Source organism: Cytobacillus sp. FSL K6-0129 (genome assembly GCF_038007625.1).
Classification (GTDB): Bacteria; Bacillota; Bacilli; order Bacillales; family Cytobacillaceae; genus Cytobacillus; species Cytobacillus kochii.
This window is the reverse complement of the sequence record NZ_JBBOXM010000001.1, coordinates 3931223-3957208: the sequence shown is the minus strand read 5'-3', so window position 1 is coordinate 3957208 and position 25986 is coordinate 3931223. Positions and strand designations below refer to the sequence as shown.

Annotated in this window: 25 protein-coding genes; 3 read left to right on the top strand and 22 right to left on the bottom strand. The window is 38.3% G+C overall.

Features of this window, described 5'->3' with window-relative positions; translation table 11 throughout:
• Window positions 1-106: 106 nt before the first annotated feature.
• Entirely contained in the window at window positions 107-1378 is a 1272-nt protein-coding gene (locus MHI57_RS20120; protein ID WP_328198485.1) for a cytosine deaminase, read from the bottom strand.
• Window positions 1347-2624, bottom strand: coding sequence for a cytosine permease (gene codB / locus MHI57_RS20115; protein WP_307319080.1), 1278 nt, complete (start codon window positions 2622-2624; stop codon window positions 1347-1349). Before codB ends, MHI57_RS20120 begins: the two co-directional genes overlap by 32 nt.
• 722 nt (window positions 2625-3346) lie before the next feature.
• Here codB and sstT point away from each other — a divergent pair.
• A complete protein-coding gene (sstT, locus tag MHI57_RS20110; protein WP_095370447.1) occupies window positions 3347-4567 on the top strand; it encodes a serine/threonine transporter SstT in 1221 nt (406 codons plus the stop codon).
• Window positions 4568-4889: 322 nt separating this feature from the next.
• Here sstT and MHI57_RS20105 read toward each other — a convergent pair whose 3' ends face one another.
• The gene (locus tag MHI57_RS20105; protein WP_340978040.1) at window positions 4890-5840 is read right to left on the bottom strand and encodes an NAD(P)H-dependent flavin oxidoreductase; all 951 of its coding nucleotides are present in this window, start codon (window positions 5838-5840) and stop codon (window positions 4890-4892) included.
• Between the two features lie 82 nt (window positions 5841-5922).
• On the opposite strand from MHI57_RS20105, the gene MHI57_RS20100 reads away from it, so the two are divergent.
• Complete coding sequence (locus MHI57_RS20100; RefSeq protein ID WP_307314825.1) at window positions 5923-6453, top strand: gamma carbonic anhydrase family protein; 531 nt, start codon at window positions 5923-5925, stop codon at window positions 6451-6453.
• 8 nt (window positions 6454-6461) lie between these two features.
• Here MHI57_RS20100 and paaX read toward each other — a convergent pair whose 3' ends face one another.
• The 13 genes from paaX to MHI57_RS20035 all read right to left on the bottom strand — a co-directional run bounded on the left by paaX (window position 6462) and on the right by MHI57_RS20035 (window position 18156).
• Window positions 6462-7346 carry a phenylacetic acid degradation operon negative regulatory protein PaaX gene (gene paaX, locus MHI57_RS20095; protein ID WP_095370450.1) on the bottom strand — a complete coding sequence of 295 codons (885 nt, stop codon included), beginning with the start codon at window positions 7344-7346 and terminating at the stop codon, window positions 6462-6464.
• 71 nt (window positions 7347-7417) lie between these two features.
• On the bottom strand, window positions 7418-8194 hold the full coding sequence (locus MHI57_RS20090; RefSeq protein WP_095370451.1) for an enoyl-CoA hydratase-related protein: 777 nt from the start codon (window positions 8192-8194) through the stop codon (window positions 7418-7420).
• A 295-nt stretch (window positions 8195-8489) separates the two neighbouring features.
• Window positions 8490-9695 carry a thiolase family protein gene (locus tag MHI57_RS20085; protein ID WP_307314830.1) on the bottom strand — a complete coding sequence of 402 codons (1206 nt, stop codon included), beginning with the start codon at window positions 9693-9695 and terminating at the stop codon, window positions 8490-8492.
• 1 nt (window position 9696) lies between these two features.
• Window positions 9697-10566, bottom strand: a complete 870-nt coding sequence (locus tag MHI57_RS20080; protein ID WP_095370453.1) for a 3-hydroxyacyl-CoA dehydrogenase — start codon at window positions 10564-10566, stop codon at window positions 9697-9699.
• Between the two features lie 81 nt (window positions 10567-10647).
• Complete coding sequence (locus tag MHI57_RS20075) at window positions 10648-12165, bottom strand: aldehyde dehydrogenase family protein (RefSeq protein ID WP_095370454.1); 1518 nt, start codon at window positions 12163-12165, stop codon at window positions 10648-10650.
• 17 nt (window positions 12166-12182) lie between these two features.
• Window positions 12183-12956, bottom strand: a complete 774-nt coding sequence (locus MHI57_RS20070) for an enoyl-CoA hydratase-related protein (protein WP_340978035.1) — start codon at window positions 12954-12956, stop codon at window positions 12183-12185.
• A 14-nt stretch (window positions 12957-12970) separates the two neighbouring features.
• The gene (locus MHI57_RS20065) at window positions 12971-13747 is read right to left on the bottom strand and encodes an enoyl-CoA hydratase/isomerase family protein (RefSeq protein ID WP_095370456.1); all 777 of its coding nucleotides are present in this window, start codon (window positions 13745-13747) and stop codon (window positions 12971-12973) included.
• Window positions 13744-14049 carry an EthD family reductase gene (locus MHI57_RS20060; RefSeq protein WP_095370457.1) on the bottom strand — a complete coding sequence of 102 codons (306 nt, stop codon included), beginning with the start codon at window positions 14047-14049 and terminating at the stop codon, window positions 13744-13746. The genes MHI57_RS20065 and MHI57_RS20060 overlap by 4 nt, the downstream gene beginning before the upstream one ends.
• A gap of 15 nt (window positions 14050-14064) precedes the next feature.
• On the bottom strand, window positions 14065-14565 hold the full coding sequence (paaD, locus tag MHI57_RS20055; RefSeq protein ID WP_340978034.1) for a 1,2-phenylacetyl-CoA epoxidase subunit PaaD: 501 nt from the start codon (window positions 14563-14565) through the stop codon (window positions 14065-14067).
• A 31-nt stretch (window positions 14566-14596) separates the two neighbouring features.
• A complete protein-coding gene (gene paaC / locus MHI57_RS20050) occupies window positions 14597-15406 on the bottom strand; it encodes a 1,2-phenylacetyl-CoA epoxidase subunit PaaC (protein ID WP_322910081.1) in 810 nt (269 codons plus the stop codon).
• A gap of 1 nt (window position 15407) precedes the next feature.
• Window positions 15408-15746 (bottom strand): 1,2-phenylacetyl-CoA epoxidase subunit PaaB, encoded by a 339-nt coding sequence (paaB, locus tag MHI57_RS20045; RefSeq protein WP_095370460.1) that lies wholly within the window; start codon window positions 15744-15746, stop codon window positions 15408-15410.
• Window positions 15747-15759: 13 nt separating this feature from the next.
• Complete coding sequence (gene paaA, locus MHI57_RS20040; RefSeq protein ID WP_340978033.1) at window positions 15760-16710, bottom strand: 1,2-phenylacetyl-CoA epoxidase subunit PaaA; 951 nt, start codon at window positions 16708-16710, stop codon at window positions 15760-15762.
• A 120-nt stretch (window positions 16711-16830) separates the two neighbouring features.
• Window positions 16831-18156 (bottom strand): phenylacetate--CoA ligase family protein, encoded by a 1326-nt coding sequence (locus MHI57_RS20035; protein WP_340978032.1) that lies wholly within the window; start codon window positions 18154-18156, stop codon window positions 16831-16833.
• Window positions 18157-18649: 493 nt separating this feature from the next.
• On the opposite strand from MHI57_RS20035, the gene MHI57_RS20030 reads away from it, so the two are divergent.
• Complete coding sequence (locus MHI57_RS20030; RefSeq protein WP_095370463.1) at window positions 18650-18895, top strand: ferredoxin; 246 nt, start codon at window positions 18650-18652, stop codon at window positions 18893-18895.
• 344 nt (window positions 18896-19239) lie between these two features.
• Here MHI57_RS20030 and MHI57_RS20025 read toward each other — a convergent pair whose 3' ends face one another.
• From MHI57_RS20025 to MHI57_RS20000, 6 genes are all read right to left on the bottom strand, one after another.
• Window positions 19240-19674 (bottom strand): hypothetical protein, encoded by a 435-nt coding sequence (locus MHI57_RS20025; RefSeq protein ID WP_340978031.1) that lies wholly within the window; start codon window positions 19672-19674, stop codon window positions 19240-19242.
• Window positions 19675-19689: 15 nt separating this feature from the next.
• Complete coding sequence (locus MHI57_RS20020; RefSeq protein ID WP_340978029.1) at window positions 19690-20133, bottom strand: hypothetical protein; 444 nt, start codon at window positions 20131-20133, stop codon at window positions 19690-19692.
• Between the two features lie 281 nt (window positions 20134-20414).
• Window positions 20415-21398 carry an ABC transporter substrate-binding protein gene (locus MHI57_RS20015; protein ID WP_328198470.1) on the bottom strand — a complete coding sequence of 328 codons (984 nt, stop codon included), beginning with the start codon at window positions 21396-21398 and terminating at the stop codon, window positions 20415-20417.
• A gap of 15 nt (window positions 21399-21413) precedes the next feature.
• Window positions 21414-22724 (bottom strand): NtaA/DmoA family FMN-dependent monooxygenase, encoded by a 1311-nt coding sequence (locus tag MHI57_RS20010; RefSeq protein ID WP_340978027.1) that lies wholly within the window; start codon window positions 22722-22724, stop codon window positions 21414-21416.
• 331 nt (window positions 22725-23055) lie between these two features.
• Window positions 23056-23817: a TerC family protein gene (locus MHI57_RS20005; protein ID WP_328198467.1), complete on the bottom strand. Its 762-nt coding sequence runs from the start codon at window positions 23815-23817 to the stop codon at window positions 23056-23058.
• A gap of 390 nt (window positions 23818-24207) precedes the next feature.
• A complete protein-coding gene (locus MHI57_RS20000; protein ID WP_095370472.1) occupies window positions 24208-25890 on the bottom strand; it encodes a hypothetical protein in 1683 nt (560 codons plus the stop codon).
• Window positions 25891-25986 lie beyond the last annotated feature (96 nt).

The following is a 25986-nucleotide window of genomic DNA, read 5'->3' as shown; positions in this document are numbered from 1 at the left end:
CTAAAACCACTCCTCTTCCTTTTGCCGATAAATAATTTTGTGTGCTTCATTCAAAAATTCTTATAGAAAAAACCACAGATTTTCTCTGTGGTCATTATCTTGAAATTCATTTTTTAAAATTAACTTGCTCAACATGATCTCCAAATGTAATATTGGTTACTTGTGGCTTCGTTTCAGCTATCACTTTACCTCCGCGAATAGAATAAAGGATTGTCGCTTGTTTCCTAACGGCCTCATATTCATTTTCTGCTTCAAGGATAATAAAATTCGCCGGTTTACCTTTCTCAATACCATATTCATCCTCGATTTGTAATGTCTTTGCACTATTTTTCGTAATCAAATCGATTGAATTGACAATTTGTTCATAACCTAGCAACTGTGAAGCGTGAATACCCATATGAAGTACTTGTAACATATTTCCTGTTCCTAGAGGATACCAAGGGTCAAAAATATCATCATGACCAAAGCAAATATTAAGTCCAGCTTCTTGGATTTCTTTTACCCTAGTCAATCCCCTTCTTTTTGGATACGTATCAAATCTTCCTTGCAAATGAATGTTGACTAATGGGTTTGAAACAAAATTAATGTTAGACATCTTCAGTAAGCGGAATAGCTTATATGTGTAAGCATCATTATAAGAACCCATCGCTGTCGTATGACTTGCTGTTGTTCGTGTTCCTAAACCCCGCTCATACGCCTCTTTAGCAACAACCTCAACAAAACGTGACTGTTCATCATCTATTTCATCACAATGAATATCAATTAAACGATTGTATTTTTCGGCAAGGTCAAAAGCAATCTTCATCGACTCTACGCCATATTCTCTTGTAAATTCAAAGTGTGGAATACCACCAACGACATCGACACCCATTTTCAACGCTTCTTCCATCAGCTCTGCCCCACTTGGATACGATAAAATCCCTTCTTGCGGGAAAGCAACAAGCTGGATATTAACATAGTCTTTCATTTCTTCCTTTACTTCCAATAATGCTTTAATAGCTGTTAAGGTTGTATCTGTGGTATCGACATGTGTGCGAACATGCTGAATCCCTTGGGCAATTTGCCATTTTAGCGCTTGCTTCGCCCTTGTTTTAACATCTTCTGGAGTTAAAAATGCTTTCCGCTCTGACCATCTTTGGATTCCCTCAAATAAAGTACCACTTCTATTCCATTCTGGCTCACCTGCTGTTAAAGTTGTATCCAGATGAATATGAGGTTCAATAAATGGAGGTAAAGTGAGCGCCCCATCAACATCAATTACTTGTTCACCATCTGGAACTTCAATTGTTTTTTGTGTAATCTCGTGAAAAACACCATCTTTAATAATTAATTGCCATAGCCCTTCTTTACCCCGTAATTTCGCGTTCTGTATGATCATTAGTTGTCATCTCCTTAGATTTTGATATTTTTGCTACAATGAAGGTTAAAACGATATAAATGATTGCTGTGCCAAACAATGCATTAAGAGGTGTGATGCCCGGCATAATTTGAGCAAAAGTAACCCCTAGTGCCCATGCTCCCATGGCCACCCAATTAATGACTTTAAATTTCGCTTGCTCAAATCCTTCATAGTTTCTACGTTTAATGAAGAAGTAATCGGCTATGATAATCGCACCGATAGATGGTACGGCAGCACTTAGGATATTTAAGAAACCAACGAAGTTATTGTACATCCACATAGCAAAGATGGTACCAACCAAACCATTTACGACAACAAATACTTTCTTGGAAATCTTCGTAATATTGGCAAAACCAAGCCCCGATGCATATAAGGCGTTATCATTCGTTGTCCAGATGTTAAGTCCTAATACAAGTACAGCTGGAATCATCAATCCCTGTAAAAACATGACTTCAGATATATCAGCTAAACCATATGCCATCGCACCGACTGCACCAAATAAAAACATAAGTGAATTTCCTAAGAAAAAGGCGATGACCGTCGCTGTTACGGCTTGCTTAGAAGTCCTAGCAAACCTTGCAAAGTCAGGTGTCAATGTTCCGCCGCTTATAAATGACCCTATGCAGATGGACAATGCTGCAGCAACTGTCATCGTTTGCGCAGGTGTATAATCCATTAAGCCTTCTAAGCCACCAAAAGCTGAAATTCCTTCTATAACTGAATAACCACCCAAGAGTGTGATTGCTGGTACTGCAATAAACCCTAAAATAACCAATGACTTCATCCCGTAGAGAGAAGTGATTGTCATCGCAATACCGAAACCAAAGATAAGTGCATACACATTCCAATCTAGCGCTGTTGCTACAGGAACAGCAAACATAGCCACACCAACACCAAACCAACCGACTTGCGTAAATCCTAGTAAAAAGGAAGGTAAATACGACCCTTTCTCTCCAAAAGCATATTTAGCTAAAAGATGTGTGGACAATCCTGTCTTAGCAGCAATATGTGCAAGAGCACCTGTATATATGCCTAATAGTAAATTCCCTAAGAGGACGATGATAATAAACTCACTAAAGCTGAGTCCTATACCAAGCTCGCCTCCTGCTAACATGCTTGCTGAGAAAAACGTGAACCCTAACATAACAAATAATGTCTTCCAGAAATTATTTCTCTGCGATTTTGGCACCGCTTGCCACGAAAACTCTTGATCGATTTTACTCATTTGTAAATCCCTCCATCAGTTTTCTGATACCAAAAAGCAGAAAAAAAAGAGACTAATCATCAGTTAGATCTGACAATTAGCCCCTAATTTCATTATCTGTATATGATTATATATAGTATTTCTCTCTAGAAAATACTATATCACTACAGAAATAATGATATCCGCTGCCCTTGCCAGCCTCTCTGGACTGAATTAAAGGTACCAGTATTTAATTGAGTTTATTATTGCAGATAATCAAGCTACAGTCAATAGTATTTAATATATGAAATATTTTACAATAACATTCCATTCAATGGTATTTACCTGTGAAATATCTATATAATCAAAATGAAAAATAATAAAGCAGGAACTTACGTTTTTATAAACCTAGGTAAATTCAAATACCTTCGTCGCTGCTTTATAAATATATTAAATATGTAATAAAAAGGAAGGAAGACAATTAATCATTATGTAAAACGATCACAAAAAATCTCAAACTAGCGAACGGGAAGTAACATATCTTGCGAATGCCATCATTTACTATTTTTATTTTATATCTATTAAAGAAAGAGCAGCACATAGACTCTTTGAAGGAAAATCATCTATCAAAAATGAATATTTCGAAATAATTTCTTATTCCGTTAATGAACAATTCGTGATACACTTATTGAAAGATATTGTCCACGTGGACGCGACAACTGTACATTATATTAATATATTAAATTTGAATTTGGAGGAGCATCATGAAAAACTTCATACGTAAATGGAGCGAAATTAGTTTAGTAAAGCGTATTCTAGCTGGTCTGATTATTGGTATTATATTAGCTTTAGTTGTTCCACAAGCTAGTTGGATTTCTATATTTGGTTCTCTATTTGTCGGTGCTTTAAAAGCTGTTGCACCAATTTTAGTCTTATTTCTAGTTATAAACGCCATTGCTAGTCATAAAACAGGCCAACAAACGAATATGAAAATGATTATCTTTCTATATGCAATAGGAACATTTTCAGCTGGTGTCATCGCCGTAATTGCTAGCTTCATTTTCCCTGTAAGCCTTACACTCCAAACGGGAGCAGATGATGTAACACCACCTGGCGGGATTGTAGAAGTATTACAAACATTATTATTTAATATAGTAGATAATCCAGTTAACGCATTGATGAATGCGAATTATATTGGTATTTTAGCTTGGGCAATTGTATTAGGTATTGTTTTAAAATCAATTGCTGCAGATACAACCAAAACGGCATTAGCAAACATCTCAGACGCGATTACTACTATTGTTAAATGGGTAATTGAGTTAGCACCAATCGGTATTTTAGGTCTTGTTTTTGATGCGATTGCTTCTAATGGCCTTTCCGCATTAACAGAATATGGACAGCTTTTAATCTTGTTGCTTGGCTGTATGTTCTTTATTGCACTTGTAGTTAACCCATTGATCGTTTTCATTTTCACAAGAGAAAACCCTTATCCAATGGTTTTACAAACATTAAGAGAAAGTGCGATTACTGCATTCTTCACTAGAAGCTCTGCTGCTAATATCCCTGTAAACTTAAATCTTTGTAAAAAGATGGATTTAGATGAAGATACTTATTCTATCTCTATCCCACTAGGTGCTACAATTAATATGGCAGGAGCTGCTGTGACTATCTCCGTATTAACACTAGCCGCTGCCCATACTCTAGGTATTGAAGTAGATCTTTGGACAGCCATTATTTTAAGTGTCCTATCTGCTGTATCTGCTGCCGGTGCATCAGGTGTCGCTGGGGGCTCTCTATTATTAATTCCTCTAGCAGCTAGCTTGTTCGGGATTTCTAATGATGTAGCCATGCAAGTCGTTGCAGTTGGATTCATTATTGGAGTTCTACAAGACTCTTGTGAAACCGCATTGAACTCATCTTCTGATGTATTGTTTACTGCGACTGCAGAAAAGGCAAAAAAACGCAAACAAAATCACGTGGCATAAAGCATAGAGGTTGGGACATAAGTATATAGCTAATGATTTATCCGAATGATTAACATCTAATCATTCGGTTTTTTTCTGTGATTTGAATCCTTATATGAATAAGAATAGTGAAATGAAGCGGAAGACACTCGACTCCTGCGGGAAATAGAGGGAAAGCTGAGACCCCGCAGGCAATGCCGAGGAGGCTCAGCCCCTCCCCGCGGAAAGCGAGTGTCTGTAGTGCAATGGAACGGACTTTTTTGCAAATGATTTTTTATAAACTATATTTTGTTATTGTTCGTTTTTGAAATTAGTTCATCTAGTAATGTCGTGACTCTTTTACTTATTTAAATAACTGCTGATGAATTTTACTTACCTGCGCTTCTAAATCCTTCATCATTTGTTCAATTAAGGCTTTCACAGTCGGGATTCTGTCAATAAGCCCAACAACCTGCCCACCATTTATGAAGCCGTTTTCAAAATCACCCTCAATAGCGCCTAATACATGCTGTGTTTCCGATGTTTTTGCTAAATATTGTTCAACTGAATCATTTTCCTGTTCTGCTAGTACTGTTTGAGTATACGGCACAGTGATGACTCTTCTTACTTTCCCATGTGGTCTGCCTAATATCATTGTTGAAAGGTCATCACCCTGAATGATTTTTTTCTTATAGTTTTCATGAAAAGGTGCTTCTTCTGTGGCAATAAACCTCGTTCCCATTTGGCAACCACTTGCTCCTAACATCATAGCTGCTGCTAATCCACTCCCATCACCAATACCACCAGCTGCAACAACCGGAACATTTACAGCCTTGACGATTTGTGGAATTAACGTAAAAGTCGTAAGTTCTAAGCTTGAGTTAATTCCCGCTGCCTCAAAACCTTCCGCTACTAATATATCCGCTCCTGCTCGTTCCGCCTTCATAGCATGCTTCACTGAAGCGACAACGACAATGACTTTTATCCCCACCTCATGTAGCTTAGCTATGTATGGTGCTGGATTCCCTGCTGAAATAGAAACAATCGGCACTTGCTCTTTTATAACCAATTTCATCATCCCTATTACGTCTTCTGTAACAGTCAGGGGAATATTGACGGCAAACGGTTTTGTTGTCATTTCTTTCACTGCTTTAATCTTTTCGGCTACTTCTTCAACGGATGATGTCCCACAACCGATCGTCCCTAAGCCCCCTGCTTCAGATATAGCCGCTGTTAATTGTGCAGAGCTGATATTGCCCATCCCTCCTTGAATAATGGGATATTGAATATTTAAAAGAGTTGTTAAGTATTTCATTTTTTCACCACCTGTAATAATTATGTTATAATAAATTTTAATGTATGACAATTCTAAAAAATATAAAAGTGAGGAAAAAATAATGATCATACCTTACCGAGACAAGAAACCTTCTGTAGATCAAACCGTATTTCAAGCACCAGGATCTTATATTATTGGCGATGTAATCATTGGGAAACAATCCTCTGTTTGGTTTAATGCTGTCATTAGAGGAGATGAAGATAGAATAATCATTGGAGAACGGTGTAGTATTCAAGATAATGCAACCATTCATCTATATGAAGGTTCACCAACAATTATTGAAGATGAAGTAACAGTAGGCCATAATGCTATTCTTCATGGTTGCCATATTGGTAAGCGCTCAATTGTAGGTATGGGATCAACCATTTTAGATGGGGCACACATTGGAGAAGAATGTATTATTGGTGCCAATACGCTTATACCAGCCAATAAAAAAATTCCACCACGCTCCCTTGTGATCGGCTCACCCGGAAAAGTTGTACGTGCAATCGATGATAAGGATCTGGCGTTAATACAACTTTCTATTGATAGTTATGTGCAAAAAGGCGCAGAATTTCAAGGGCAACAAGTAAAAAACGATGGCCAGAAATAGCCATCGTTTTATTCTTCACTCATTAAAGGATGCTTCGACACATCATAATCGGCATCTTTTCGTTTGATATCATTATCCTTCCGAAAAATCTCTTCGAAGAATTCATTTGCAGGTTCTGCAAGTAATTTATAATATTGCGTAAATAAAAGTGCTGCATGGTTCCCATTCCACTCTACAGGAAGGAGCTCCTTAGGTAGACCTGGATCGATAAACAGAAATTTACGGTATTCATGAACAAGTAATGTCCTTTCGACAAAACACTCTGCTTTCGTCATTTTCCCATCTTGAATCATACTTTGATGAATAATATATTGCTTACTATATGTAGAAATAAACTCTTCATACTTTGCTTGAATTTCATCTACAGGCCAACTTCTCTCCACTAATGACAGGCTATCTTGAGGCCCCTTATATTCCGAAACAAAGAAGTCAACATAAGACTCTATCTCATACTTCTTAACAAGTTGCTTGACTTCTTTTTCTAGGTTATTTGGTGAGATCCAAAAACCATTTTGAAAACTACCGAATCCACTCCAAACAAGCTCTTTTCTGAACTCATCACGAACCTGGCGTTTTTCCTCTGGAATCGAATACATAAGAAAACACCATTTACCTTTCCAACTATGCGGGTTCAGTTTAAATATCCTACCCGCAGCTTCCTCCATCCGATCTTCTCCACGCGGGGTCAAATAGTAATAGCTTTTATTCCCTTTCTTCTCAGACTGAACCCAGCCTTGCTTGTACATTCGGGACATGGCTACTCTTGTTGACTGCTCATTATGGCCAAATTCTTTCAGTAGGTGAATGAGCGTACCTATCCAAATCTTATTGCCATAATGACGCAAGTAATCTCCATATATCGTAAAGATTAAAGATTGCGTATTATTGCCCATTTCTATCACACTCTTTTTCCATTCGTACTTTATCTTTTATCTTATCTAAAAAAGACAAAGAAACGCAATAGTTATTTCCCTTGAAACACCGGTTGTCTTTTTTCACTAAATGCTTGCAGTGCCTCGACACGATCATTTGTCGGTAACGTTAGTTCATATGCCTTCGATTCAATCGCCATCCCAGTTTGAATATCCGTGTTCATCCCTTGTGAGATTGCATATTTTGCCTGGATGAGCGCAACAGGCCCGCTTTTCAACATTTGTTGTGCGAAGTTGATGCAAGTCGATTGTAAAGCCTCTTTCTCTACTACTCTTGTCAAAATTCCTAATCCATATGCTTCATTGGCAGATATTTTCGCGGCTGTGAAGATTAACTCCTTCGCTTTCATTTCTCCAACCACTCTCGGTAAGCGCTGTGTACCACCAGCACCTGGAATGATTGCCCAACTCGTTTCAGTTAAACCTAATTTAGCATCTTCTACTGCGAGAGCAAAATCACAAGCAAGAATCAGTTCGAACCCTCCACCAAAGGCATATCCGTTTATTGCAGCAATCGTTGGCATCGGTAGATTTGCAATATCATTGAACACATCACGAATTAAGCGGACATTTCTTCTTGTTTGTTGTTCATTCAATGTTTTTCTTTCTTTTAAATCTGCTCCAGCACTAAAGGCTTTATCTCCTGCCCCTGTGAAAATAACCACACGTACATCTGGATTTATTTGCATATCCGCTACCGTTTCTTGAAGCTGTTTCAGTGTAGCATAATCAAAACAATTAAGGACGTCTGGACGATTAATCGTAACCGTTGCAATATGATTCTCTAGCTTGAATAATACGTTTGTCATTGAGTTTTCCTCCTTTAAAGGATACTATTTGATAGATTTAATCGCTGGATGTTTAGCCTAGTGATACCATAATTTATGGATTGTTAATATCAGGATTTTGCCATTGCTATAATGCCCTCTTTTGTGAGGCTCTCATTTACCAAGAACGAAAATTTTACACTTTCGACGTAGCGTGGATCACTTTCCTCTGATAATGGTTCTTGCCTTTTCACTTAATAACACAAGATTTACTCCCTATTAAATGCTGCAATGTCCCCTTATACATGAAGGGGACATTGCCAAACAATATCATTCTTTATTCCTCTACATTTTTCACAATAGCAGCAATACCTTGTCCCACTCCAATACACATCGTTGCTAGTCCATATGTTTCTTTTCTACGTTTCATTTCATATATCAATGTCGTAAGAATTCTCGCACCACTTGCCCCTAATGGGTGACCGAAGGCAATCGCCCCTCCGTTGACGTTGACTTTGTCTGTATCTAATTCAAGTTGTTTCACGCATTCTATTGATTGTGATGCAAAAGCTTCGTTTAGTTCAACCAAGCCAATATCAGCTGTAGATAAATTGGCACGGTCTAGCGCCTTTCTTGATGCATAGATTGGGCCGAGTCCCATGACTGCTGGTTCTAGTCCGGCTGTTGCACCAGCAACATAGGATACTAATGGTTTTAGTCCTAACTCTTTTGCTTTATCCGCACTCATAATTAACAATGCACTTGCACCATCATTGACACCAGAAGCATTGCCTGCAGTAATTGTTCCGCCTTCAAAAATGGGACGTAGTTTAGCTAACTTTTCTAATGAGGTATCGGGACGTGGGTGCTCGTCCGTATCCACTACTACTTCATTTCCTTTACGATCGTGATAGACAACAGGGACCATTTCCTCTTTAAAAATATTAGCGTCCATAGCGGTTTTTGCACGTTGTTGGCTTTCGTAAGCAAATCTATCTTGATCTTCACGAGAAATATTGTAACGTTTGGCTACATTTTCAGCTGTTTGTGGCATCGAGTCTGTACCATACATTTCATGAAGCTTTTTATTCGTAAAACGCCAACCAATCGTTGTATCGAACATTTCCATATTACCTCTTGGGTAGTCTTTACTCGGTTTAGCCATCACAAATGGTGCACGCGTCATACTCTCTGTACCACCAGCAATATAAACGTCACCTTCACCAATGGCAATCGCACGTGCTGCATATAAAACAGCATCTAATCCGGACCCACAGAGGCGGTTCAATGTTGTACCTGCAACATCAATAGGTAAACCTGCTAAAAGGGCTGACATACGCCCAACGTTCCGATTGTCTTCTCCCGCTTGATTGGCATTGCCTAGGACAACCTCTTCTATTTGCTCAGCAGGTAACCCAGGGTTCCGATCGACCAATGCTTTAATGACGGTTGCACCTAAATCATCGGGACGGACATCCTTTAATGCGCCTTTATAGCGACCAATTGGTGTTCTTACTGCATCAACGATAACAACTTCTCTCATTTTACAGGGCCTCCTCGGGTTTTTTCGTGTAATCATAGACGCCTTTGCCAGATTTTCTTCCCAATCTGCCAGCTTTGACGTATTGTTCTAGTAATGGAGCAGGACGGTATTTTTCACCTAATTTTTCATGTAAATACCTTAAGTTGTTTAATCTTGCATCCAAACCTACCAAATCGACTAATTCGAATGGCCCCATCGGATAATTCAGACCTAACTTAATCGCTTTATCAATATCTTCTGGCGTCCCTAATCCTTCTTGAAGCATGTAAAATGCTTCATTTCCGACGAGCGCACTCATTCGACTCGTTACAAACCCTGGAAACTCATTTACAACAACTGTTTCCTTACCCATTTTGCCAGCAACACCTTCAATAAAAGCAACTGTGTCATCATTCGTTTCTAATCCGCGAATGATTTCAATTAGCGGCATTTTATGTACCGGGTTGAAGAAGTGCATGGCGATTGTTTTTTCTGGACGGTTCGTATAGGAGCCAATTTCCGTCGGGCTCATTGTTGATGTATTGGAGGCAAAACGACAATGTCCAGGTGCAAATTGATCAATCGTTTCAAAAATGTCCCTTTTAATGCTCGCAATTTCTGGAACAGCCTCAATAACAAGATCCGCATCAGCCACTACTTGTTTCAAGTCTGTTGCATAGCTTAGATTCGCTTGAGCCGCGGCTGATTGTTCACCCGTAATTTTCCCACGAGAAACACCTTTTGCAAAAATACTTTCAATCTCTTTTTTTGCACTGTTCAACGCTTCTTCTTTTATATCATTCAAGACAACTTCGTATCCACCGACTGCACTCACATAAGCAATCCCTCTGCCCATCACACCTGATCCGACAACAACAATTTTACTCATCATGCTCTCCTCCTCTATTTCCCATTAATAAATGAAGGCGGATGCCAAGCGTCAATAGTCTTGGCATCCGCATATGTGTATTCCTTAAATGCCGAATGGGTTCAGCGGTTTGTTCCCAAAATAAGAAATAATACTTTTTGTTTCTGTATAAAGATCTAATGTTTCAATACATAGTTCACGACCGAAACCTGACTGTTTGTAACCACCAAAAGGTGTACCAGGGAAAGCAGAGAATGGGCAGTTCACCATAACAATTCCTGCTTCAATTTTGTTTGCTACTCTAGTTGCTTTTGCTCCGTCTTTTGTCCAAACAGCTGAGCCTAAACCATACACAGTATCATTCGCCAGTTTAACTGCTTCTTTTTCATCTTTGAATTTCATGATGACAACAACTGGCCCAAAGATTTCTTCTTTAACCACTTTCATCTCATGATTCACATTAGCAATCACTGTAGGCTCATACCAAAAGCCATTTTCAAATCCTTCTACTTGCGCACCTTTCCCACCCGCAAGAATTTCAGCGCCTTCTTCTTTGGCAGATTGCACATAACCATCAATGACATCCCATTGGTTCTGATCAATAATAGCACCAACATGTGTCCCTTTATCAAATGGATTACCTAATGTTAATGACTTTGTTTTTTCAACAAATTTCTCTACAAATTCATCGTAAATATCCTCATGTACATAGAGACGAGAACGAGCTTCACAAGATTGACCTGTGTTATAGTAAATTCCGTAGATCGATCCTACAACTGCTGCATCAATATCCGCATCATCGAAAACGATATTTGGTGATTTTCCACCTAGCTCTAATGTCACGCGTTTTAATGTATCTGAAGCTTTCGCCATAATATCTTTACCAATTGGTGTTGATCCTGTGAAAGCCACTTTATCCACTCTATCGTGCTCTACTAAGTAATTCCCTACATCTTTACCTGATCCAGGAACGATATTTACTACTCCTGCTGGGACACCTGCTTCGATGCAGATTTCTCCTAAAATAATCGCTGTAAGTGGTGTTAAGCTAGCTGGTTTCACAACGATTGAACATCCAACTGCAATCGCAGGAGCAACCTTCCAAGCAGCCATCATTAGAGGATAGTTCCAGGGGATGATTTGTGCACAAACCCCTACAGGTTCCTTTTCAGTATAGTTGTGAAATTGTCCTGCCATTGGATTGACTGTTCCGCGGTGGCCAACAATCGCGCCTGCATAAAATTCAAAATCCTCAATCGCTTGCATCACTTGTCCTTGTGCTGTGCTTAATGTTTTACCCGTATCAAGCATCTCTAATTCAACAAGTTCATTAAATCGACTACGCATAATAGCAGCGATTTTATTCATAATACGCGATCTTTTATTAACGGGAAACTTCTTCCACTTTCCGTTGTCAAATGCTTCTCTTGCTGCTAAAACTGCTTTTTCTGCATCTTCTTTTGACGCTTTTGCCACCTCTGCCAATAATTCACCAGTAGCAGGGTTATAAGTTTTGATTGTTGCTCCGCCTGTGCTTTCTACTTTTTCGCCATTAATTATCAGGTGATAGTAATCTCTCTTCATTGATACTGCTTCTTTAGCTGTTTCTTGAACTGTTGCCATGTCTACCACTCCTAATTTTATTGTCCGATATATTCAGGTTGTCTTTTCTCTATAAATGCTTGAACGCCTTCTTTTGCATCCTTTGTTAAACCAGCAATTCGTTGCCCTTCTGCTTCTTTTTCTAAATAAGCATCTAGCGGGAGATTCTCTGCCAGTGTTAAGTATCTTTTAATTAAGCCAATGGCTTTTGTAGGCATTTTCGCTAATTTAATTGCAAATTCCTCTACTTCTTTTTGCCAAGTATCTTGTAGAATGACGCGATTAATCACACCCAGCTCCAAGGCTTTCTGTGCAGGGATTTTTTCCCCTAGAACAGAAATCTCTAGCGCTTTTGCTCGGCCAACTAAATGGCTAAGAAAATGTAAATTACCAGAGTCCGGAATTAGACCAATATTAACAAAAGCATTGATAAAACTAGCTTTTTCTGAAGCAAGACGGAAATCACACGCTAAAGCTAAACTAAATCCAGCTCCTGCAGCTACGCCATTCACCGCCGCAATAATAGGTTTTTCGCAAGCCATTATTGCTTTTACCATCGGTGTGTAATGATTTCTTAGTAAATCACCGTGATTCGTATCATCATTTACCTCAGCTAAATCTTGCCCGGAACAAAACGCTCTACCTTCACCAGTAATAACGATGCAGCGTACTTTTTCATCTTTACCCGCTAGCTTTACTGCTTGTGTAATTTCGCGATTCATTTCTGCAATAAAAGCGTTCAATTTATCGGGACGATTCAGCTTGATCCAACTGATTCCTTCATGACATTCATAATTAATTGTATTGAACATTGCCAACCTTCTTTCTATTTTCCGTGGAATTTGGGCTTTCTTTTCTCAATAAAAGCATTCATTCCTTCTTTTTGATCTTCTGAAGAGAAGAGTAGATAGAAGTTTTTTCGCTCATATTGCATGCCTTCATATAAAGAATAATCAACCGCTTTATTAACGGAATCTTTAATGAGGCGGATGGCTAGTGGCGGCTTTTCTGCAATCATTTTCGCAAACTTTAATGTTTCTTCTTCTAATAGTTCGCCAGATACAATTCTATTTACAAAGCCATGAGATTGCGCCTCTTCTACTTGAATACGTTTCGCACTCCATATCCACTCTAATGCGAGCGTGCGACCTACAAGTTTGGTTAAACGCTGTGTACCTCCAGCACCTGGCATCACACCAAGATTAACTTCAGGAAAGGAGAATTCCGTACCTTCAGCTGCAATCAATACATCACAACTTAAGGCCAGTTCAAATCCCCCTCCGAAAACAAAGCCTTGTACAGCGCCGATAATCGGTTTTTTTATCACTGAAAGACGATCCCAATCTTGAAATTGGTTTAGCAGCTCTAGATGAATGGGATCATCATTCGACATTTCGTCAATATCTGCGCCTGCTGAAAAAGCTCTTCCTTTGCCTTTGAGTAAGATGACTCTCACGGTATCGTCCTGATCATAACGCTCCATTACCTGAACAATTTCTTTCATCATTTGACGATTAAGAGCATTCAATTGCTTCGGACGGTTCAGCTCAATGATGCCAATATAATCCTCCACTTTTGTTTCTATAAACGCGTATTCACTCATTCGTCTTCTTCACCGATAGCAAAGCTAACCAGTTTACCTGCAAACCCCATTACATCTTTCGCTGATGCTTTACCTTCAGGTGACTTCATACCATTTTTCAATGCTTCATGATTTTCATAGTACATTTCACACATTAAATAAAATTTGGGCTCATCTCCGGTTGGTGTACCGACCATTTTTGTTACTTTCATTTTTTGTAATCCAGGAATTTTTTCAGTAATTGGCACGTGTACATTGTAATAATGCTCATCGAATGCTGCCTTATCTTCAGGTTGCTTGTAAAATGCGATTAATTTGACCATTGTTTATATTCCCCTTTACATTAAGTTTGAAATTGGTTTCATTGCTTCAAATGGATTTTTACATGATTTACAATATAAAATACTTCTGCAAGCTGTCGGTCCAAATATATTATCAAGCGTGACATAGGTTGATCCGCAATAGGGGCAATCCACATGCCAAGAACCGTCTTCTGTAAAATGCTTTGGAGGTGGAGCAATACCAAACGCCTTTAGTCCTTTTTGTCCTTTTTCTGTAATGCGATCTGAAGTCCATGGAGGTGCAGTTTTAAATAATACTTCTACTGCTTCTACCCCCGCTACACTTTGGATTTGTTCGACCACATTCTTCTTGATGATTTCAAGTGCTGGACACCCTAAAAAGGTTGGAAGCATCGTAATCGATACATGCGAATCATGTATTTTTACACCCTCGATCATCCCTAGGTCTACCACACTCACTGTGCTAATTTCAGGGTCCTGAACTAATTCAAGCGCTTCCATAATGTCCTTTTCAGCTACTAAAGTCGGTTGATACATCTCTATTCCTCCTCACATGTTCTAAAAAGTCTTACCAAGGAACAGCAGGATTGAGGCGATAAACCTCTGATAACGTACTTAACGCCCGGTCAAGTTCCTCAGTGTGTTCCCCTAAACGTCCATTTCGATCTGGTTGCTGTATGATAGGCGATTCGATATGAAGCGCTTTCACTACTTCTTCAAGTGCTGCTTCCCATCTTTGTTTTAATACCGTTGCATCTTCAATTAAAGCAAATTCTTTAAAGCTTTGAGATGCATTACCATAAGAGAAAACATCACCAAAGTCAGCCATTACTCCTTCAATTGCTTTGTTCATACGCTCTTTAGCCTCGTCAGATGAAGACAATAATTGCGTAAACCATGTCCTCCAGTGTATATGATGATAAAACAATTCCATGCTAACTTTTGTGGCTACTTCAGCTAGTGGCTGATAGGTGGTTTTTTTCAATGAATCTACTTTCACTTTTTTTGCTAGCGTATAGAAATAATTGCGAACAACTGCATATGCCCAATCATATCTTGGTGTTTCCATATAGTAGCCTGCACCATTTTCGCGTTCTACTAATATACTATTCTTTCTTTCCTTCGCCGATCGTCCATGTGCTAGATCATCTATCTTTCCATACCCCAGCTCTTCTAGTAAACCGAAATACATTTTCGCATGACCCATCGTATCTTGACTGATGGAAGATGAAGCAACATCTTCTTCAATATGAGGCGCCAGCCCTAGCCATTCTGAACCGCGGTAAGATAGGAGAAAGTCATCATCAGCAAGCTGAAATAAAAGCTCAGCAAGTGCTTCTTTATGCGCTGGTGTCATTTCCACTGCATTTGTGCTCATCTTACTTCTCCCCCCATGATAGAATCTCTTTTTCATCTAACATTTGTTGCTCGTAATGGCGCCATTTTTTCTTTAAGTAGCCATACCCTTTTGTTGTTCTGTATTCCTTATTATCTAACCGGTTCAACATCTGCTTTTCTTCATAATTTAAACCACGAATTTCTTTACGATTAACCACCCAAATATCTGCTACAGGTTCACGGCGCAAAAAGTTCTCTTGTGCCATAACCATAGCCATTTCAGCATTAGGGGCAAGCAAGCTAAATTGATGTTGAAAGGCTGCTTTTGATGTCTTTTTACTAAATACTTCGAATTCTTGAAAAAATTCATTACTACCCATCTGACTTCCTCCTTTAGCTAATCTGACCTAATGCTTCTCGCACCCAAGCATTATTTTCGTAAGATACGCGGCGAAGATTTAAGCGTTCCTGAGATTTAGGACCATTATTTTTCATGATTTCTTTTAATTTCGACCAATCAGGTTGTTGATAGGTCCATTCTTGCTTCTCTTCATCAAAACGGATGGTTGGATCAGGAATCTCTAAGCCAAGAGATAGAATTCTAGGTACATATTTTGTGAGGAACGCTTGACGCAATTCTTCATTTGTTTTTGGTCTGATTTTGTATTTGATGGTAATATCTTGTTTTGACTTGCCTACTTGGGAACTTGGGGGTCCGAAGAATAACAGAAGTGACTCCCACCATCTTGTCACAGCATCTTGCACCATTTCTCTTTGTTCCTCTGTTCCCTCTGCTAATGCCATGATAATCGATTCACCGTGTTGAGCGTGGAAGACTTCTTCCGCACAAATACGATGCAATGCTCTTGAATAGGGTGCATACGAACTGTTAAGCATATTGGTCTGTGTAATGATAGCCGCACCATCTACTAACCAACCAATTAAACCTGCATCTCCCCAACTCGGTGCCGGCATATGAAATACATTGTGAAATTTCAATTTTCCTGTAAAAAGATCCTGCATAATGTCATCTCGTGTTTTGCCAGTAGGCTTAAGTAAGTCTTCAGCGACACGCAATAGTAATTGGCCATGCCCCATTTCATCTTGTACCTTTGCCATGATGCCGAGTTTTCTTTGTATAGACGGGGCTTTAGGTACCCATTCTTTCTCTGGAAGCGCTCCCATAATCTCACTGATTCCATGCATAGAAATCAATTTAATTAATGCATTGCGATAATCTTCAGGCATCCAATCATCAGCTTCGATTTGTTCACCGCGATTAATCCGTTCCATAAACTGTTCATACTTTTGTTCTTCTGTCTCCGCTACAACTGAACTACTCATCTACCTTCCCTCTCTTCTTTGAGTTATTTTATATTTTATATAACGTTTATATAACGATATTATATATTATAGTTATGTTATAAAGCAAATTTATTTTTCTGATTATTCATTTTAATCTTTTCACAAGATGACTTCGACTTGTCGCTTATCAACGATTCTAACAGCTTTCCCTTCTGATCTCGGGATACTCCTTGGTGGATGTACTTTAACTTTCATCGAAACTAGACAGTTATTTTTCATGGAATGCTGGACTTTTTTCATTAAACCTAAAGTATATCCCTCTAAATCGACACCGTTCGATTTTTGATACATAACTTCATCCATTTCTACATGAAGTTCTACACTATCCAGTACACCATCATTGAGTAAATGTACTTGATAGATAGGTGCCAATTCTTCTATTTGTAATAAATAATGCTCGATTTCAGAAGGAAATACATTTACACCGCGAATAATCATCATGTCATCGATTCGCCCTTTAATTCGAGACATTTTTTTCGTTGTTCTACCACAAGAACAAGTACCAGATTTTACTGAAGCTAAGTCTCCTGTACGATAACGAATAATTGGAAACGCTTCCTTCGTTAAACTAGTAAAAACAAGTTCGCCGATTTCTCCTTCAGCTACTGGTTCTAACGTATCAGGATCGATTACTTCTACCAAGAAATGATCGTCAGCAATATGCAGACCTTGTTGTTCTTCATGACATTCCATCGCTACACCTGGTCCCATCACTTCACTTAATCCGTAAATATCACTTGCCTTTATACCGAACAACTCTTGAAGTTTTTTACGCATACCTTCTGTCCAAGGTTCTGCACCAAAAATGCCATATTTTAAGGAACTCTTAGCTGGATCTTTGCCTTGCGCTTTCATTTCTTCTGCAATTTTCAAAATATAAGAAGGGGTACCTGCAATCACTGTCGGTTTGAAATCCTCAATAATCATTATTTGGCGATCGGTATTGCCACCAGATACCGGAACTGTCGCCATTCCTAACCTTTCTGCACCAAAATGAATCCCTAATCCCCCAGTAAATAGCCCATAGCCATAGGCATTTTGGAAAATGCCATCCGGTTCACCACCAGCTAAGGCAATCGCACGAGCAGCTAAATCAGCCCAGTTATCAACATCATTTTTAGTATAACCAACTACCGTTGGTTTCCCACTTGTTCCAGATGAAGCATGTACCCGAAGGACATCCTTCATCTCTACCGCAAACAAGCCATAAGGGTAGTTATCTCTTAAATCGGATTTTTTTGTGAAAGGAAGTTTACTTAAATCATCAAGCGTTTGGATATCATTCGGAGTAATATTTAATTCTTGAAACTTATTTTGATAGAAAGGGACATGTTCAAATACTCGATTCACAGTTTTCTTTAATCCTTCTAACTGTAGCGCTTCCATTTCAGACTTACTAAAGGTTTCAGCTTTGTGTAGAATCATCTTTTTATCTCCTTATTGGTTATTGTGGCTTTTTCTTTTTGATAGCTACTCATATAAGTAAATTATTTTAATCGTTGAAACACCTCAATTGAGCAGTGTTATTATGTGGAGATTGTGTAAGTATTTTTGTAAAAAAGCTTTTGAGCACTAGCCTTCTATAGAAAAAGCCTGTTTTTAAAACGCTTTCATTTAAAAAACATATATAAATATAACCTTTTACAAGTTTACAACCGTAAAAAAGTTATATTTATTTTCACTTAAATTATCACATAATTTTTTAAATGTAAATAAAAATCAGATATTTTAAAATAGAGTTAATATAATTATAATAAGTCAAAAACATTGGTAATTAAGGTTATAACCGTAAATTATTTATTTCTAAAATATTTGACAAATCATAATTATCCAATTATCATTCCGTATATAACATTATTAAGTTAACCGTATTTTTTTAGTTATAATTAGTATCTAAACTTTTATTGGAGGTTATATCATGGCCAAATATACGATTGTAGACAAAGAAACTTGTATTGCTTGTGGCGCTTGCGGTGCTTCCGCTCCAGATGTGTATGATTATGATGACGAAGGAATCTCTTTTGTCATTCTCGATGATAACCAAGGAAATGAACCAATACCTGAAGATCTCCTCTTTGACGTTGAAGACGCCATCGATGGATGTCCAACAGATTCGATCAAATTGAGTGATACACCATTTAACGGTGTGCCCGTTGAATCATAAAGAATTAATTGCTCGGGTACCTTGCGTACTCGGGTTTTATTCTTGTAAAATAGTTCGCTCACTTCGTAATATATAAACCCTGCTAATATTTTTTGTGGTCTTATTTAAATGGCGAATTATTTCTTGGTAGATTCAAGATACTGTCTGTTTCGTCGCTTATACTTTCGAATAATTTTTTAAGAGCAACGATCTTTACCATTGTAATGATTAATAATCCAGATAATTGTAAATATAGTAAAATAAGTAATAATAAATTAATATCATTATATAATTTTTCTATAGTAAGAAACTATTAATTACGGGCTTCATTTATTTGGAACTTGTTCCAAAGATAAAAATTATACTCAGATCACCTTTTGCGAGGCGCTCATCTCCGGGTTTCTTGCTGAGTGACTTGCTAACACTTTTTGCGAGGCGCTCATTCCCGAGTTTCTTGCTGAGTGATCTGCAAACACCTTTTGCGAAGCACTCATCCGCAGTTTCCATTCTGAGTGACCTGCAAACACCTTTTGCGAAGCGCTCATCCCCGAGTTTCTTTCTGAGTGATCTGCAAATACCTTTTGCGAGGCGCTCATCCGCAGTTTCCATTCTGAGTGATCTGCAAACACCTTTTGCGAGGCGCTCATCCGCAGTTTCCATTCTGAGTGATCTGCAAATACCTTTTGCGAGGCGCTCATCTCAGGGTTTCTTTCTGAGTGACTTGAAAACACCTTTTGCGAGGCGCTCATCCACGAGTTTCTTGCTGAGTGACTTGAAAACACCTTTTGCGAAGCGCTCATCTCCGGGTTTCTTCCTCAGTGACTTGAAAACACCTTTTGCGAAGCGCTCATCCACGGATTCCTTTCTGAGTAACCTGCAAACACCTTTTGCGAGGCGCTCATCCGCAGTTTCCTTTCTGAGTGATCTGCAAACACCTTTTGCGAAGCACTCATCCGCAGTTTCCTTTCTGAGTGACTTGCAAACACCTTTTGCGAGGCGCTCATCCCCGAGTTTCTTGCTGAGTAACCTGCAAACACCTTTTGCGAAGCGCTCATCCACGGATTCCTTTCTGAGTAACCTGCAAACACCTTTTGCGAGGCGCTCATCCGCAGTTTCCATTCTGAGTGATCTGCAAACACCTTTTGCGAAGCACTCATCCGCAGTTTCCTTTCTGAGTAACCTGCAAACACCTTTTGCGAAGCGCTCATCCCCGAGTTTCTTCCTGAGTGACCTGCAAACATCTTTTGCGAAGCGCTCATCCCCGGATTACTTTCTGAGTGACTTGCAAACACGCCTTCTTTTTAGAAAATGATTAAATACCGGCGGAGACAAATGAGGCCACCCAAAATATTGGGTGGCCTCGAAATTCTATATAGAAAAAGGTAATCTAGTCAATTATTGTCCATAATGGATATATAGCTCAGCACGTCGGAAAGGGGGTCCATAGGCGAGAGCGAAAAAAAATATGGATGGTGTGTATATGGGACAATAACTGCTAGAGTACTATCATCTTTTGATGATATTCCTTATTCCTGCGATATTATTTAGATAAATCTTCTTGTAATGCTTTTAAAAATTCAACACGGCTATTTGCAGGGCCGCCTTCTAATAGTGGATCAATCGTATTTACATATACTTGATCTTCTTTAAATGCCGTAATGTTTTTCACAATAGGATCGTTTTGTAAATCTTCTAAAGCGTTTTTCGCCTCTGCATTTTCACTTTCAGCAAATTGGATGAATAGGTGGTCTGGATTCATATCTGCTAACTGCTCAATTGAAAGTTGTGCTTGGTTCTCTGCTGCTTCAATCTCTGCTGGTACTTCTAATCCTAACTCACTATATAAAACAGGATTGACGAATACATCTTGTGGATAAACAAATACTTGACCTGCGCGGATACGTACAGCTGCTACTTTTTTACCTTCTAATTCTCCAGCAATAGATGCTTTTGCAGTTTCTACATCTTCTTTATATGCATTTAATACTTCTTCTGCTTTATCTTCTTTTCCAGAAATCTCACCCATTAACTTTAAGTTTGCTTCCCAATCAGTAGAGATATAAGAAACAGGAATAGTCGTAGCAATTTTCTCTAATTTCTCTGTTACATCTGCAGGGAATTTAGATGTTGCTAAAATAACATCTGGTTGTAACTCAAGCACTTTTTCAAAGTTCGGTTGTCTTTTTTCACCGATAGATTCAGCTTTATCTGTGATAGAAGTATAAATTTCAGGAAATTCTCCTCCAACTGAAATAGCACCCACTGGATGTACATCTAATGCTAACGCATCTTCCATTGCTTCCATGGCACCAGTAATTACGATTCGCTCTGCATTAGCAGGGATTTCGTATGATTTACCTAAGTACTCAATTGTTTTTGTACCATCTTCACTGTTTTCTTCGGTTTTTGCATCATCTTCCTCTTTGTTCGAAGCATTTGACTCTTCACTACTACCTCCACCACAAGCGGCTAATACTAACATGATGAACATCATTAAACTAGCTAACATCCACTTTCTATTCACTATTTTTCTCTCCTTCTAGTTCTTCTTCTTTGTTAGATTTGTTATAAATGTATTACTTTCATACTCTTCTCTGAACAATCCTTTTTCTACAAGTAATGGTAGCAGCTTATCGAAAAATAGTTGTAGTGACCTTATTGAACCACCTGGTAAAGCAATAAAACCATCCATTGCTCCTTTATCCAGCCAGTATTCAATCTGCTGTGCAGCCTCCTCGACTGTGCCGATGATTATCCAATGAGCCGAACTGATAACCTCTGGCCTTGATAGTAATTGCTGAACTGTTGGTTCATTTTTGATAATGTAATCTTTTAACAGTTCTGCATGTGTTTTGCTATACACTTGTCGATCATTATGCGGTATGTGCGCTGCAGTTACTTTGTCATCTTTAGCAAATCCACTCAGATCCAGGCCCAGTATACGCCGTACCATTGCCAATTGTTGCTCCAGACTTAGATGTGCAAAAGCATCACGATAAAGCGCTTTTGCTTCAGCAGTTGTATTTCCTAAGAAAAGTGATAATCCTGGTAATACAACAATATCATCAGCTTTTCTACCTTTTGACTTTGCACGATTGCGCAAATCTTGACGATAACTTATCGCTGATTCGATTGTAGGTGTGGCAGCAAAGATTCCTGATGCTACACCAGAAGCAAACTCACGCCCAGCATCAGAAGCACCTGCTTGAAATAATGGTAATTCTCCAGCAAGATGAGCAGGTAAATTCAGCGGTCCTCTCACATCATAGAAATCACCTTGATAATCAATTGGATGAATTTTATCTTTATCAGCAAATATCCCTTCATCCCGATCAACTAATAAAGCTTCAGCAGGGTAACTCCTCCACAACCTACGAATAACATCTACGCTCTCTTTCGCACGATTATATCTTTCTTCTGAAGAAGGCATATTCTTATGGCCAAAATTATCTCCACCTTCAATAGAAGTGACAATGTTCCACCCTGCTCTTCCTTCACTTAACCGATGAAGTGTCTGTAATTGCCTTGCAATCACGTATGGTGGGTTAAAAGTAGTCGAAACAGTTGTGACCAATCCAATCTGACTTGTGTGCTCTGCTAGCATCGTCATCAACAATGTCGGATCTAATCCTCCCATCGCTGGTGATATATTGACTCTTTCTGGATGCAAAAATAATGCATCTGGTTTGAATACAAAGTCCAACTTTGATTCTTCTGCTTTTTTCGTCAGCTCTATGTAAAAATCAGCAGAAAATATACGTTCTGCACTACTATCCTTTTTGCGCCAACCCCAGCCATTTAACCAAGTAGGTGATAATGATAACCCTATACAAAGATGCTTCTCACTCATTACTATTCAACCTTCCCTACAGTTGCTGCCACTAACATTCCCATATAAAAAACGATTTTCATTCAGAGATTCTGTTTGATAATGAGAATCATTTTCATTATAGGATGGAATGAAAAAAAAATCTAGTGTTATTTTGAAATTATTTGTTAATTTTTTCTTTGTCTCAACTGTAAGCACAAAAAAGATAGCCCAAATCAAGAATGGTTTTATATGGACTACCTTAGTGTTATTTCAGGAAAATTTCAGCAAATAGTTGTTCAACAAAAAAATCTCCTTCGTATTCTGTTTCAACGAAAAATTAGCACTCACGAATAAGCGAATATGAATAAAACTATTCTGCTTGCCTTTTAGATGAAAACCAACCAATTGCCCCGATAGCAACAAGAATACCATAGAATATCACCTGCCAAGGTGCAGAATGAGCCAAGCCTTCAGGTAACCAAGCAATGTCTTCGTGGGATAGAACCATCACTAGTAGCTTAATCCCTACCCAACCGACAATCAGATAAGCGGCCCCCTCAAGGTTCGGACGTTTATGAAGTAAATCAACAAAGATATTAGCAGCAAAACGCATGAGAAGGACACCGATCAGTCCACCAATAAATACAACAAGGAAATGCCCTGTGTTCAGTCCACCAATATGACCCCAATCTGTTTCAGGTAAGGTTACACCTAAAGCAACGGCAGCTAAAATAGAATCAATGGCAAAGACTAAGTCTGCACATTCTACTTTAAATACAGTCCACCAAAACTCTTTCTGAGTAGCTTCTTCTATGACTTCTTCCTGTTGTTGAGAATGATTGTTCTTTTTCATTCTCAACCAAGTATATAGATTTTTAATTGACATGATTAATAAATATATCGCACCTAAGGCTTGAACTTGCCAGACGTTCACTAAGAAAGAAATAATAAATAATGACCCGAAACGAAGAACCATTGCACCAACTAGGCCATAAAATAAGGCTTTTTTCCGTTGTTTCTCAGGTAAATGACTGACCATTAATGCTAATACGACCGCATTATCAGCAGCAAGTAATCCTTCAAGACAGATGATAACGATTAATACACCTAAATATGGTAATAACAATTCCAATCCTTTCGACTCCCCTTTTTTGCATGATGCGTAACAAAATTTTGTTCACACATGAAGCAGTAGCAAAACAAAGAAATCCCATAGCGAGCTGTTCAGGATGGGCGGAGTCCCATGTTCTCTTCTCTAAACGGCAAATCTCTTTTATAATGTCTCAGGCAGTTACTGCATACTTATTTTTCCTAAATTCCTCGATTTCAACCTATTAATCCTCTATAAATTTGTTATTCATAAAATAATTTAGTAAATAACGGGTGAAAAACCATCCTCACTAAAGAAAGAGTAAAAAATAGTTAGACAATGGTTAAATAGATGAAATTGGCTACCAAATAAAAAAACGCACACAAATTCTGTTTTCATAACAGAATTGTGCACGTTTTAAGTAAAGCATTGTTATTCTAATCCATTAATGGTCATTTCTTTAACAGGTAAAAACATTTCACCTGTATTTAAATAGGTCATCTCTACTTCATCATCTTCTTGCAAATAGATCGCTAGCGGATTGTTTTCAGTAGAGGCAATGAAATTCTTACCATCTTCCAAAAGGAAGGATACGTTTGTTGATTCCCCTACTCTTTCTTTATATACCCTAACTACTTTTCCTGTTAATTGGACTTCTTCAGCACTAGAGCTTCCTTCAACACTTCCACTACCACGTTGTAGAGCTGTTTTATATTGCTTCAATGCATCATTTGGTGTACTAGCATAAACAGCAATTTCCGGATTCGCAGCTGAAACGATAAAATAGTTTTGCAAGAAGCCATTTGTATCTAATACCGGTGTTAACCAGCTTGCTTCACCATAGAAATTATATAGGATTGGCATTTTACCATACCATTTTTTCTCAATGAATTTCTTTTCGATAATTTGTAATGCCCCTTGAGAATCCATATAAGACTCTTCAAGATTCCCCGTATAATAAGTCGCTTCACCTGTTCGAGAGTTCGTCAAAGAATATCCTAGCATAGAGTCAACGCCCTCTTTCGGACTGGTGAAATCAGTGAAATAATACATATCGCCTTTTTCATCAAAAATAGGACTCACATTCGCTTCTGTACCTTCATCTGATGGTAACTTCACATCAGATTTTCCAAATAAACTATTCCAGTAGCCATTCACATATTTTCCGAAGTAGCTATTATGCAAGCTAACTGTCTCCGGCGAAACAGCTCCGTCAATAAAAGCAGGTACATCTTTTAATTTATATTGCTTAGCAGCTCCTGTTAACGGGTCAACCATCACTATCCCCAATGGATTAAAACCGTTTCTTGCGCTAATAAATTCACCATAGGTGCGAATATAAAAAGGCTTACCATCATCATCAATTTCTAATTGCACATCACCATAGAAAATATAATCAGGGTATTGCATTCGAATCTGGCGATAAATATCTTTGTTTAAGAAGGAAGATGGTGTATAAGCCATTTCCGATTTAATAAACTTTGGATTGGCACTAGAGTCTGTTGCACTTACAGTAAAATACCCTGGTGTAGTATCACCTTGTATCCATTTAAAGAAACCGGAAAATTCTACTGGTGCAATATACACATATTGCCCATCTACTTTTTGTATTTGTAAACTCCCAAGTTCATAATAGCTCGTGTTTGGCACTTGCCCAAAAGCTTTCTTCATTTTATTACGAGCAAAATCAGGCGGCACACTTGCTGGTGTTTCATTCTCATCAAATGTTTCAATTTCTTCTTCGACCTGCATTTGTGCTTTTTCAAATTTCTTATCTGCATTAAAGACAAATGCGAAAGACATATAAGCGATAGCTATGATACCTATTAAACCTAGTACTAATTTAACCTTACGTTCTATACCTTTAGCAAAGAAACCGCCAAGTACAGCTAACACTGTTAAACCGATAACAAGACCATTCATATTGCGATCTAAATTAGTGAAGTAGTAAATACTAAAGATAATAATAAAGAGGAGAATGAAGATAAAAAGGAACCCGTTAATTGAAGGGCTTTTTTTCTTTTCTTCCCCCTTTTGAAATAAAGATAAGATTGGAAACAAAATAACTGCGCTTACCACAGCGATTATAAGTGAGAATATAAATAGTTCTCCCATGGAGTATCCCCTTTCGTTATTGCAATGTTCTACTATGTTATACGGATCTACACGGAAATAGTTTCAGTCCTTTTTCATTTTTTTGTTATAATCAAG